Annotated in this window: 5 protein-coding genes; all 5 read left to right on the top strand. The window is 51.6% G+C overall.

What is annotated here, in order from left to right:
• The first annotated feature begins 143 nt into the window (after positions 1 to 143).
• Positions 144 to 5,096 (top strand): cadherin repeat domain-containing protein, encoded by a 4,953-nt coding sequence (locus L2Y54_RS07055; protein ID WP_236501123.1) that lies wholly within the window; start codon positions 144 to 146, stop codon positions 5,094 to 5,096.
• Between the two features lie 129 nt (positions 5,097 to 5,225).
• Complete coding sequence (locus L2Y54_RS07050; RefSeq protein ID WP_236501122.1) at positions 5,226 to 5,840, top strand: cadherin; 615 nt, start codon at positions 5,226 to 5,228, stop codon at positions 5,838 to 5,840.
• Positions 5,841 to 5,903: 63 nt separating this feature from the next.
• Positions 5,904 to 9,554 (top strand): hypothetical protein, encoded by a 3,651-nt coding sequence (locus L2Y54_RS07045; protein WP_236501121.1) that lies wholly within the window; start codon positions 5,904 to 5,906, stop codon positions 9,552 to 9,554.
• Between the two features lie 71 nt (positions 9,555 to 9,625).
• The gene (locus L2Y54_RS07040) at positions 9,626 to 11,530 is read left to right on the top strand and encodes a hypothetical protein (protein WP_236501120.1); all 1,905 of its coding nucleotides are present in this window, start codon (positions 9,626 to 9,628) and stop codon (positions 11,528 to 11,530) included.
• Between the two features lie 48 nt (positions 11,531 to 11,578).
• The gene (locus L2Y54_RS07035) at positions 11,579 to 13,687 is read left to right on the top strand and encodes an IPTL-CTERM sorting domain-containing protein (protein ID WP_236501118.1); all 2,109 of its coding nucleotides are present in this window, start codon (positions 11,579 to 11,581) and stop codon (positions 13,685 to 13,687) included.
• The last annotated feature ends 116 nt before the right edge of the window (positions 13,688 to 13,803 follow it).

The raw sequence follows: 13,803 nt of genomic DNA, 5'->3' as shown, positions 1-13,803 counted from the left end.
ACATAATCTTGCCGTTCAGTGTATGTCTACGTCATCATTAATACTATTTATAAAATAACTAACAAATATTAGACACTTCACAATAAGAAACTTAGAAACAATCAGGGAACACCCACATGACCGCTTCGTTCAACAGGTTACTAATGTTGCATCGTCACCGTGCATTGACCATTCTAATTTTATTAGCAATATTAATCAGTATTTTGCCGAAGCCAGCCATTTCTGCTGAGGAATCACTCACTAAAACCGGCACGGTTTCCGGCACAGCGTCAGCGGGCAGCACCAGTACAATGGACTGGATTATTACCCATGCCAACAATCGCGCCAACGTTATGGAAAACGTCATTCTGACTGACCGCATGGAAAAAGGTCATTCGCTAGTCGGTGGTTCGTTGCAAATGCCACCGGGTTGGACAGCGCAATATTCCAACGATAATGGTGCAAGTTTCAGCAGCATCCAATCAGAGACCGGCGTGAATGCCATTATTTGGAGCAACCCGTTTGTCGTGCCTACCGGCTTAGGTAAAGGGCGCACCATGACCTTGCCACTCACCGGCCCGGTTAACCTTAGCGGTGGCGGTGACGGCTTCGCTCCCGGCATTTTGGATAATGGCAAAATCATGGGGATCAACCACCATCAGCCCGACCCTAATCTATGGTGCTATGACACTGCAACAGAAGCGGTTTGCAGTGGTTATCCCAAAAACCCCAATATTCCAACCGGCATGTCACCACTGGTCGTTAATATCGGCAATAAGCTTTATATCGGTGATGACTCAGGGAATGCAACGTATGGTCAACGCGGGCAAATTTACTGTTGGGATGGAGAAACCGATACGGCTTGTGGCGCAAGCCCGGTTGTACAAGATGGCGGCTATGCAGGGCCAGTAGCCATTAATAACCGCCTCTATGTGTTAACCAAAGGGGGAAACATCGACTGTTTTGACCCTTCAAACGCATTGGAACGTTGCCAAGGGTTCACACCCGTTGCTGTCGGCGTGAATGCGCTGGATACCAATAGCTGGAGCACTACTGGCTCTGACATTCAGACGATCGGTAAGCGTATTTACGTGGCGAGTACTGCCGGGGTCATGGCATGTTTCGACACCACCACCAATGCAAAATGTGCGGACTGGGCAACCAATCCTCTTACCATTCCAGCCGGACAGACCGACGTATTCCGCCGTATGGATGCCAATGAAAAGATCACGGGTGTTTGTATTGCCGGTTATAAAACCAATGCCACTTGCTATGACTTAGATGGCAGCAATCCTGTTAGTGTTGCCCTTAGCGCGGTACACGGCTCACAACCCGGTCTGAATGCAGTGGCAGAAACGTATGTCGACACCCGTGTGTTTTTCCCACAGTTTCACCCTGAAAACAGTTTGGGCTGCTGGGACTGGGCAACTAACGCCGCTTGTACAGGCAGCAGTATGAGCGCTGGGGTATTTGGCGCAGGAGCGGCTGCGTATCCTTACGGTCTAAACACCGATGGCGCTTGCGTCTATTCGTTTGGTGATGCGGGGCAGTTAATTTCTTGGGATCCTGAAACGGGCGCAACGCCTTGTGTGCGCTCGACAGGCAAACTTGCCGTGCCAATGGAAGAATATCGCTGCGATGGCAAAACAGACCCAACATTAGCGTGGGAAAAGGTGCAATTCTTCGATACCAGCATGGAATCTGGCGTGGACTTTACCTCGCTCAAAGTCAAAGTCGTTAACCCTGATACTGGGGAAATACTCAAAGGCCCCGTTGAAATGATCGGTGGCAGCAGTGATAGCCTGAATATTTCTGATATATCACCCAGCATCAAAGTGCTGGAACTGCGTTCAGTGGGTAAACCCGTCGGTAAAACCGCGTGGAACGACGGCGTTGCCCCAAAAGTGGCAATGACGTTTAAGTCGGACGCACCGCCGCAGTTCTGTTACAAATCGGCGGTTACTTGTGCGGTTGATACCCCCGCCATGAAAAACACTGTGCGTACTAACATTACACCGGGCTTGAGTGTAACGACCGAAGTAGCCGCGTGTAACCCTGCGCCGGTCATTTCCACTGCCAATACCTTCCAAGTCTTCACCGACACCAGCACTGCTGTTGTGGATGTTCACAGTACTGACGATACCGATACAGAAAAAAGTGATGGTACTGGGCTGATTTACAGCCTATCGGGTGGTGCGGACAAAGACCTGTTTACCTTGAGCAGTACCGGTGAGTTGGCATTTAAAGACATTCCTAACATTGCTGACCCGCAAGATACGGATAAAAACAACGTCTATCAGGTGGAAATCAACGTTGCCGACCAACAAGGTGCAAACACCAAACAACTGATCACCATTACTGTTGTGAAAGACACCGATGGCGATGGTGTGCTGGATGGCGCTGACCTAGACTCGGATAACGATGGCATTCCTGACAGTGTGGAAGGCATGACGGACACTGATGGTGACGGCTCTCCCAACCATGTTGATCTTGATTCCGATGGCGATGGCATTCCCGATAACATCGAAGCGCAAACCACCGCAGGATTCACCGCACCTACTGGCGTTGATGCCAATAAAGACGGTATTGATGATACTTACGGCACAGGCTTAACCCCGGTTAATACCGATGGTACGGATAACCCCGATTATTTAGATACCGACGCTGACAACAGTGGCACTAACGATACCGCTGAAGCCGGTATTACGCTAACGGGTAAGGATGTCGATAAAGACGGTTTGGATGATGGGATTGATAGCAATGACGCTGGCTTTGGCCCTGCTAACGCTGGCATTACTGATGTGCTAGCCACTTACCCCGGCAATGGCACGGACGTGTACTGGCGTTTAGTCAATGCTGCACCTGTCATACCCAATGCGGCGGCACTGGATTATGTGGAAACAACCAATACCCCAGTCGTCGATATTGCCGCCACGGATGACACTAACAGTGAAGGCAATCATCTCACTTACAGCATTACCGGCGGTGATGATGCGGCGTTGTTTGCGCTTGACCCCGTAAGCGGCGTTCTAACCTTCAAAAGTAGTCCTAATTTCACCACACCTGCGGATAAAGATGGCAATAACACTTATTTGGTGGAAGTCGCCGTTACCGACATTGAAGGCGTGATGGTCAAAAAGTTAATGACCATTACTGTCCTGAAAGATACCGACACCGATGGTATCGGTGATAAAAACGACCTTGATCTGGACGGCGATGGCATTCCCAACGCCACCGAAGGTACGGCTGACCCTGATGCGGATGGCATCCCCAACCAACTCGACCTTGATTCCGATGGCGACGGCATCCCCGACAACATTGAGGCGCAAACCACCGCCGCCTTCAAAGCCCCATCGGGTACAGATGCAGACAAAAACGGCATGGATGATGCCTACGGCGCAGGACTGGTTCCGGTCAATACAGAAAGTACGGATAACCCCGATTACCTCGATACCAACAGCGACGGAGCGGGAGAAAACGACACCAAGGAAGCTGGTCTCACCCTAGCGGGTACAGATACCGACAAAGACGGGCTGGATGACGCCGTAGATACCGATGATGCCAAGTTTGGCCCAGCCCATGCTGGCATTACCAACGTGCTGGCGGCTTACCCGAAACTGGGCGCGGAAGTGAACTGGCGCATCCCCAACATGCCACCGGTATTCTCATCCCCCGCAGCCGTCACTTTCAGCGAAAATGGCACAGGCACGGCACTGGATGTGCAGACCACCGACGACAAGGACAACGAATCCAGCGGCATCACCTACAGCTTCAGCGGCGGGGCGGACGTAGCCTTGTTCAACCTCGACAGCAAGACCGGCATCATCACCTTCAAGTCCGCACCGGACTATGAAAAACCAGCCGATGCCAACAAGGACAACGCCCATGTGCTGCAAGTGCAGGCGTGTGATTCTGAAAGTGCTTGCACCACGCAGGATGTGATCATCAATGTGGTTGACGTGGATGAAGACAATGACGGCGATGGGCTGCTCGACTCCTACGAAAAGAACGCAGGTGTACCGAAGGATACCGATAAAGATGGCAAACCCGACTGGCTGGATACCGACGATGATGGTGACGGCATCCTTACCAAATATGAAAAACCGGATGCCAATGGCGATGGCAACCCAGCCGATGCGCTCGACACCGATGGTGACGGCAAGCCTAATTATCTGGACACTGACGATGACGGCGATAAAAAGCTGACCAAAGATGAAAAGCCAGACAAGAACAAGGACGGCAACCCGCTGGACGCTTACGACATGGATGCGGATGGTATTCCCGATTACCTGGATAACAACGAAGTACCCACCGTGGTGCTGCACGTGCGCGGCTTCTTACAAGGCGCTTACGACAGTAAAACCGGTTTGATGCGTGACGATTTACGCGAACAAGGCTTGATCCCGTTGGCACAGCCGTTCAGTGATCGCATGACGGCGTTCAAGTACCGTAATAAAGACGTGACGACGCCAGCAGTACTGGCTATCACCGGTGATAACGCGATTGTCGACTGGGTATTGGTGGAATTGCGCTCATCCAGCAATCCACGCGCCCGCAGCATTGCCAAAGCCGCACTCTTGCAACGTGATGGTGATGTCGCTGACCCGTTGACGAATGAAGCCCACCTGCGCATCCCGAATGTGCCGGAAGGCAACTATTACGTGAGTCTGCGCCACCGCAACCATTTAGGGGTAATGACCAAAGATCCGATCTTATTGTCACCCACCCTAACCGCAACGGATTTCACCCTGCCAAGCTTTGCGGTCAAAGGTGAACATGCCCGCTTGGAAACGGGTGAAGTCGCATTGTTATGGGCAGGTGAAGCCAATAACAACAATAGCCTGATCGCTAATGGTCCCGGCAATGACACCAACGTGGTGTTAGGCACGGTCTTGATGCACCACAGCAACAAGAAGGTGAATAGCAATTTCCGCCTCCCCGGTTACTACAGTTCGGATTTGAATATGGATGGCATTACCCTGTACACCGGCCCCGGCAATGATATTAACTTATTGATTGGAAACGTGTTACTTCACCCCAGCAATGCAACCTCAGCCGCAAACTATGTCGCACCGGGCAGGATGCCCAAAAGTGAAGATGAGGATACCGACGACTAACCCACTGAAAATGGCGAGGTTATGACCACTATCATGCCTCGCCACTTATCAGTAAAAAACCAATTTGCATCTAAAAACATTTATTATTAGTGAACCATAACAATGGGCTAAATCAACAGGAGACAATGAATGAAAACTAACAAATCCTTACGTCATGCATTTGCATTGAGCAGCGCACTGGCTATCGCACTGACCACCGGTAGTCTCATGGCAGCCGATGCCGCTAAAACAGAAGCCGCACCAACTGACATCCTCACTTACAAACTGGCACTGGCGGAAGACGGCAAAACCTACCAAGTCATGATGAAGCCGTCTGTCACCCCAAAACCCGACATCAGCTTGACTGGGCAAGTCACCATCAAGGTTCCGCATGACAGTAGCTTTAAGGTGACAGGTTTGAACAGCGCAGTAGAAGGTTCCAATTGGGTAGAAGCTTCCCGTGTGGATGCGCCCAAAGAAGATGCAAAAAGCGACTACATATCCTTCTCTTTCGTGGGTTTGCAAGGCGCGAGCGCCCGCAACTACAACTGGGAAGCGGGCAAAGAACAAGTCGTGTTCAGCTTCCAGAATGAAGGCGGTTGTGTCGATGGCGTTTCCCTGATGGCGAAAGACGATGCCTTCAACGCCGCGCCAAACTCTGCCAATACCAACCCAGGCAACCAGTTTACTAATTTAGGCTGGGGTGCTGTCAGCGAAAACCATTACGCTGGCAATGAAGGCGACGCAATTAGCTGTAAAAAATAATACAGCCATTGCATTCCGCAATACTCGGTTAACCATTATAAAAATTAGCGAGAGAGTCCAATCATGCATTCTGCAACACTTCGCAAATACCTTGGTTTAAGCGCTTCTGTCCTGTTACTCGCGGGTAATAGTGCATGGGCGGCGCAAACCTTGGAATACAGTATCCGTTGGGATACCAAAGATGACCGCTACCATGTTTTCATGAAACCTAACGCGACACCGTCGCCTAAAGACATGAGCATGACGGGGCAATTCACCATTCGTGTTCCGCACGCTACCGGTGCCAGTGCTTTTACGGTTGATGACCCTGTAATCACCGTAACCAATACCATTTGGTCAAACGACTCACGGGTCAACGCACCGGATGAAGACACTTCCGTAGACTATGTGTCGTTCAGCTTGAACATGGTCAAGTCTGATGCCTTCCAATGGAAAGCAGGTGAAGAAAAAGAAGTCTTCAACTTTGCTAATAGTGGTGCCTGTTTAGGGCCTGTCGCCTTAATCGACAACCAGAATGACCCGTTCAATAAACCGCTGTTAAGCGGCGGCAACAACTCCGCAGGCACTAACCCCGGCAACCAGTTCACCAACTTAGGCTGGGGTAGCTCCGACGAAAACAACTATCTGGGTAATTACGGTCCGGCTGCGGATTGTAGCGACAGTTTAGACAGTGACGGCGATGGATTAAAAGACGGTGTGGAAAAAGCCATCGGCACTAACCCACTGAATCCCGACTCCGACGGTGACGGCATCCCTGATGGCACAGAAGCGCCCGGCGGCGTTACCACTGACACCGATGGCGACGGTATTATCAATGCCAACGACCCAGACGATGACAATGATGGTGTGATGACCAAGTTTGAAAACTATAACGGCGGTTCACCAGCGGATGATGATACCGACGGCGATAAAATTCCCGATTACTTGGATGTCGATGACGACAATGATGGCATTCTTTCTAAAAACGAAAACAATGACCCGAATGGTGATGGCTCACCAGCCGATGCCAAAGACACTGACGGTGACAAAACTCCAGACTACTTGGATAACGAGGATAGCCGTCCCGACACTGACAAAGATGGCATTAAAGACGCAGATGACATTGACGACGACAACGACGGCATTCTGGACACTGACGAAGGCAATGGCGTAACCGACACCGACGGCGATGGCACCCCCGATAGCCGCGATCTTGATAGCGACAATGACGGCGTTCCAGACAGCATTGAAGGTAACGACGCCAACGGTGACGGCAAAGCCGATGTTACCCCAACTGGCAAAGACACCGATAAGGACGGTCTGGATGATGCTTTCGACCCTGACAACAGTGGTAAGCCTGTTGCTAAGCAAGATTTGGATAAAGATGGCAAACCTGACTTCCAAGATGCTGACGATGACGGCGATGGCATCCTAACCAAAAACGAAGACCTTAATGCAGATGGCATTCTTGGCAACGACGATACCGATGCTGACGGCAAACCGAATTATCTGGACAACGATGATGACGGTGACGGTAAGCTCTCTGCCGCAGAAGGCAATGACCCGGACAAAAACGGTGCACCGAATGATGCACTGGATACCGACGGCGACAAAATCCCTGATTATTTGGATAAGGACGACACCGACGGTCCGCTCGGCGATTCCGATAAAGACGGCTTGACCAATGCAGATGAAGCGAAAGCGGGGACTGACCCGAAAAATCCCGACTCCGATGGTGATGGTATCGGCGACAAAATCGAAGTAGGCCCAACCCCAGCCACCCCGATTGATTCCGACAAAGACGGTAAAATCGACGCGCTGGACACCGACGATGATAACGACGGCGTATTGACCAAAAACGAAAACTACAACGGTGGCACACCAGCCGATGACGACACCGACGGTGACAAGATTCCAGACTACTTGGATACCGACGATGACGGCGATGGCAAACTGTCCAAAGACGAAAACAACGATCCGAACACCGACGGTTCTCCAGCCGACGCCAAAGACAGCGATGGTGACGGCAAGCCCGATTACTTGGACAAAGATAACACCGACGGCCCTAAAGGCGACCCAGACGGTGACGGCGTAAGCAACGAAGACGAAACCAAAGCAGGTACTGATCCGAAAAAATCAGATACTGACGGCGATGGCGTTGACGACAAAACCGAAATCGGTGCTGACCCTTCCAAGCCGACCGACACTGACGGTGATGGTAAACCGAATGCCTTGGATACTGACGATGACAATGACGGGGTACTGACCAAGTTTGAAAACTACAATGGCGGCACACCGACTGATGACGACACCGACAAAGATGGCAAACCCGACTATCTGGACAATGACGACGACGGTGATGGCAAAGTTTCTCAAAATGAGAAAAATGACCCGAACGGTGACGGCAACCCAGTGGACGCAGTGGATACCGACGGTGACGGCAAGCCCGATTACCTCGACACCAATGAAACCGACGGCCCTAAAGGCGACCCGGATGGTGACGGCGTAAGCAACGAAGACGAAGCCAAACTCGGTACTGATCCGAAAAACCCAGACAGTGACGGTGATGGTCTCAAAGACGGTGATGAAGTTAAAGCAGGCACTAACCCGCTGAACAAAGACAGCGACGGTGACGGCATTGACGACAAAACCGAAGTCGGTGCTGACCCATCCAAACCGATTGATACCGATGCTGACGGCAAACCCAATGCGCTGGATACCGACGATGATAACGACGGGGTACTGACCAAGTTTGAAAACTACAACGGCGGCACACCACTGGATGATGACACCGACAAAGACGGCAAACCAAACTATTTGGATACCGACGATGACGGTGATGGCATCCTGTCTAAAGACGAAGGCAACGACCCGAACAAAGACGGCGATCCTAAGGATGCATTAGATAGTGACATGGATGGTATTCCAGACTACCTCGACACCAGTGTCGATGCGGTCAAAATCCAAGTCAAAACCATGTTGCAAGGCGCATACAACAGCACCAGCAAATTGATGCAAGACGAATTGCGTACCAAAAGTCTGCTCCCACTGAGCCAACCGTACAATATCGGCACTATCAAGTACGCCGGTAAAGAAGCGGCAGTTGCCAGCCAATTTGCCATCACCGGCAATAATGCACCGGTTGACTGGGTATTGGTTGAAATCCGCGATGCCGCCACACCTGCAACCATCAAGGCACGCATTGCTGGCTTGGTACAACGGGATGGCGATATTGTGGATGCAGCAACAGGCAACACCGCGCTGATGTTGACGGGTTTGTTACCTGGCAGCTACCACGTTTCTGTACGCCACCGTAACCACCTTGGGGTCATGACTGCCACGCCGGTAACGATTAGCGGCGGCGCAGTGCCAAGCATTGACTTCACCAAGCCAAGCACCACGGTCTTTGGCAAAGAATCCCGGATCATGGCAAGTGGTGGCACGGTAGCATTGTTATGGGCGGGTAACGCGAATACGGATATTCGTGCCATTGCCAACGGCCCATCCAACGACACCGGCGTGATCTTGGGTGATGTCCTGCTGGCAAAAGAAAACCTGTCAGTCAGTACTAACTACCGTATGGCGGGTTATCAAGCAACCGACATCAATATGGACGGCATCACCATCTTTGCAGGCCCGTCTAACGACGTGAACATGCTGCTGGGTAACGTCCTGTTGCATCCGGGTAACAGCACCTTCAGTGCCAACTACATCATCAATCAGCAATTGCCTTGATGAGCAACAGTCTGAGGGCGGGTTTCCCGCCCTCCGGCTACAACATCAACCTCACTATAAAGAATCCATTAATGCTTATAAACCTGCGCCAGACAGTCATTCACTGCCTCACGTTGCTGTTACTGATGCAACTTAGCACTGTTGTATTAGCTAGTGATGGCGGTGTAGCGTATAGGGTGGCATGGGATGCCACACATGAGCGTTACCGTGTCTATCTCCGCCCTAGCAGCACACCCTCTCCCGACTTAAGCCTCACAGGGCAAGTCACGCTGCGGGTTCCTCACGGGACTGGTGAACACCAGTTCAGCGTGACCGATATTCAATCCAAACCCGGCACTGCTTGGTCACTGGGGTCACAGGTGGTTGCCCCCCCGGAAGATCCCAGTGTGGATTACCTTTCCTTTGCCTTCACACCGTTGGATGTAAAAGCATTCGCCTTCAAAGCCGGTGAAGAACAGGAAGCCTTTAGCTTTAAAAATGCAGGCCCTTGTCTCGGCGCGGTCGCGTTACTGGACAACGCCACGGACCCGTTCAACCAACCGCCGACGAATCCCCAAAACTCCACCAGCACCAACCCCAGCAATCAGTTTGCCAATGCTGGTTGGGGTTCAAGTGCTGATAACGACTACCTCGGCAACTACGGTACACCTGCTAGCTGCGCGGTTGAATGCTTAAGTACACCCGCCGCACCCTTGGCGAATAATGTTTATTACCGTGTAGACTGGAATAAAGATGACCAGCGTTACCACGTTTACATGTATCCGGGCAGCAACCCAACGCCCAATATGAACCTGACCAGTCAGGTAACACTTAAAATGCCCCATGCCAGCGGCGCTGACAGCTTCAAAGTCAGCAATATTACATCCGCACTCAAAGGCATTACCTGGACAGAAAGCTCGCGGGTTAACGCCCCCAAGGAAGACACTAGCGTTGATTATTTATCCTTCACCATGAATCCCAGCGACGTCAAAGCATTCCCCTGGCAAGCGGGCAAGGAACTGGAAGTATTCAGCTTTGCCAACAGCGGGGCTTGCACTGGCTCGGTCGCACTGATGGACAATGCCAACGATCCTTTCAATGCATTACCGAATTCAACCGGCACCAACCCCGGCAACCAATTTGCCAATTTGGGCTGGGGTACAGCCGATAGCAATAACTATGCGGGTAATTACGGTTGTGCGGCAACGTGTGTCGCCCCGACGACGCCAAAGCTTCAGGCACGACTGTTACTGCAAGGCGCTTTTGATAGCAGCACGAAATTGATGCGGGATACCTTACGCACTAAAAATCAGCTTCCCGGCACAACGCCGTATGAGGTGGCAGATGCCCCCATGAGCGGCAGCCAAACGCTTGCCAGCACTGTCTTAACCACCAGCGGCAATAATGCGCCGGTCGATTGGGTATTACTGGAATTGCGTGATGCGGCGGATCCCACCCTCGTGAAAGCGCGTGTGACAGGTGTGGTTCAGCGTGATGGTGATATTGTAGACGCACAAACGGGGGAAAACACGTTCGAGCTAAAGGGCTTGCCAGCAGGTAGTTACTTTTTGTCAGCCCAACACCGTAACCATTTGGGGGTTATGAGTGCCACAGCACTTGACTTCGGTGCAACGACAACTGTCGTGGACTTCAGCAAGACAACCACCAGTACCTACGGCGAACACGCCCGTGTCATCGCCGCTGGGGTGGCGTTGTTATGGGCTGGCAATACCAGCAGTGACGAACGGATCATTGCTCAAGGCCCGACGAATGATTCAGGTACCGTATTAAGCAGTGTATTGTTAGCGACAGGTAATAGTGCTTACACCACCAATTATAAACGAAACGGTTATGAAGCGACTGATACCAATATGGATGGCTTGAGCATTTTTGCAGGGCCATCCAACGACGTTGATTTGGTGCTGGGTAATGTCCTGCTGCACCCGATCAACAGCACTGCCAGTGCAAACTACATCATCAGGCAACAACTGCCCTGATACCAACAAGCGTTAAAATCCAAAAACAAAATAAGAGAGTCGGTAATCATGAAAAAATCGATCAAACAAGCAGTTTCCAAGGGGTTGGCATTGCTGGTATTGCTACCGGCTGCGCATACGGCATTTGCAGGCGTACCGGGCAGTGTTGAATACCGGGTGGCATGGGATTCCGTGGAGAGTCGTTACCGTGTGTACGTGCGCCCCACCTCGACACCTGATAAAGACTTAAGCATGACGGCGCAAGTGACGTTGCGGGTTCCCCATGCCAAAGGCGACCAAAAATTTACAGTGTCTGATATTAAGACCAAATCCGGCACAAACTGGGCACTCAGTTCGGAAGTCTACGCGCCGACTGAAGACAAAGCCGTTGATTACCTCTCGTTCAATTTCACCCCTATTGATGTGCGGGCGTTCGCCTTCAAAACCGGGGTAGAACAGGAAGCGTTTAGCTTTAAAAATACCGGTCCTTGCCTCGGCAGTGTTGCCTTGATGAACAACGACACCGACCCTTTCAACCAACCACCGGAAGCCCCTAACAATTCCGCTGGCACCAACCCCGGCAACCAATTTGCCAATGCCGGTTGGGGTGCTACCGATGACAATGACTATTCTGGCAACTATGGCGAAGCAGCCAATTGCGGCGCTGTAGTCGTACCCACCAATAAAGCACCTAACGCCGTTGCGGACAAGGCAACCACCACGGCGAGTAGTTCGGTTATCGTGGATGTACTCGCCAATGACAGCGATGCAGATGGCGACACCCTGAGCGTTTCGGCAGTCACACCCGGCAGCAATGGCACGGTTGTACTACAAGGCGGCAAGCCCATGTACACCCCGAAGGCAGGCTTTAGCGGCACGGATAGCTTTACCTACACCGTTTCTGACGGCAAAGCCACCGCCACCGCGACTGTCACCGTGACAGTTGCTGCACCCACACCAATATTGGAAGCCAAACCGGATACCTTCAGTGTTGACGCCTCAAACAGCAGCAGTTTGCTGGATGTGTTAGCCAACGACAATATTCCTGACCGTAAAGGCGTCACGTTAGCAGTGATCACTGCGCCAAGCCACGGTACTGCCGAAGTCAAAGACAATCAGATTATTTACACACCAACAACCGGTTACACCGGTTCTGATACGCTGAAATACCGTATCACTGATGCCGACGGCAAAACCACCGAAGCCAGCATTACCCTGACCATCAAAGCAGCACCTCCGGTTGACACCTGTACTCTGCCACCTGCTAACCCAGCAGCCAACAAAGCGTATTACCGGATTGGCTGGAATAGCACTGACCAGCGTTACCACGTTTACATGTACCCCGGCAGTCTTCCGTCACCCAACGCCCTGACCAGTGCGCAAGTCACTATCAAGGCACCGTTGATGGCAGATGCGGCAGCCTTCACACCGAGTGATATAAAATCAGCATTCCCCGGTCTCACTTGGAACAATAATTCCAGCGTGGATGGTCCAAAGGAAGACAGCAACGCTTCTTACCTGTCATTCACTCCCGCCATTAGCAATGCCAAGGCAATAGAATGGCAGGCAGGCAAAGAAATCGAAGTATTCAGCTTTGCCAACAAGGGAGCGTGTCTGGGATCTGTCAGCCTGCTTGAAAACAGCACTGATGCCTTCAACCAGCCGCCAGAATCACCCAATAATTCGGTCGGAACCAACCCCGGCAATAGCATTGTCAACCTCGGCTGGGGTTCAATGGATGCTGACAGCTATGCCGGTAACTATGGCTGCCCGGCAACCTGTACGACGGACAGCCCTCCCAAAGACACTGATGGTGACGGTCTGACCGACGCTGAAGAAGCCACCCTGGGAACCGACCCTAAAAATCCTGATACTGATGGTGACGGTGTACCGGACAAACAAGAAATCGGCAGTGACATCAGCAAGCCACGGGATACCGATGGTGACGGCATCATTGATGCACTGGACAAAGACGATGACGGCGATGGCATACCCACCAAAGACGAGCTTGGCGATACCAATAACAATAGCGTACCAGACTATCTGGAAAAACCAAACGTTACCCCACCGCCCCAACAAACCGTTGCCGTTCCAACCCTAACAGAGTGGGCACAAATATTGTTAAGTCTACTGTTAGGCGCTGTTGCTGTGCGCCGATACAACAAACTAATCAAGTAGCTAAGCCTATAAAAATAAAGCATTAGCTGATCATTGCCACTGTCATGTTGACATTTATCAACATGACAGTCCGCATTTTGTCGTACAAATACAACTTGCATCAAAAAACGTATCAG

This window comes from Thiothrix winogradskyi (genome assembly GCF_021650935.1).
In the GTDB taxonomy this organism is placed as follows: domain Bacteria; phylum Pseudomonadota; class Gammaproteobacteria; order Thiotrichales; family Thiotrichaceae; genus Thiothrix; species Thiothrix winogradskyi.
This window is presented reverse-complemented; position numbering and strand designations above follow the sequence as displayed.

What these genes read in the sequence shown, in the direction of transcription:
- L2Y54_RS07055 (WP_236501123.1), top strand. Translation starts at nt 144, where the DNA reads ATGTTGCATCGTCACCGTGCATTGACCATTCTAATTTTATTAGCAATA.
- L2Y54_RS07050 (WP_236501122.1), top strand. Translation starts at nt 5,226, where the DNA reads ATGAAAACTAACAAATCCTTACGTCATGCATTTGCATTGAGCAGCGCA.
- L2Y54_RS07045 (WP_236501121.1), top strand. Translation starts at nt 5,904, where the DNA reads ATGCATTCTGCAACACTTCGCAAATACCTTGGTTTAAGCGCTTCTGTC.
- L2Y54_RS07040 (WP_236501120.1), top strand. Translation starts at nt 9,626, where the DNA reads ATGCTTATAAACCTGCGCCAGACAGTCATTCACTGCCTCACGTTGCTG.
- L2Y54_RS07035 (WP_236501118.1), top strand. Translation starts at nt 11,579, where the DNA reads ATGAAAAAATCGATCAAACAAGCAGTTTCCAAGGGGTTGGCATTGCTG.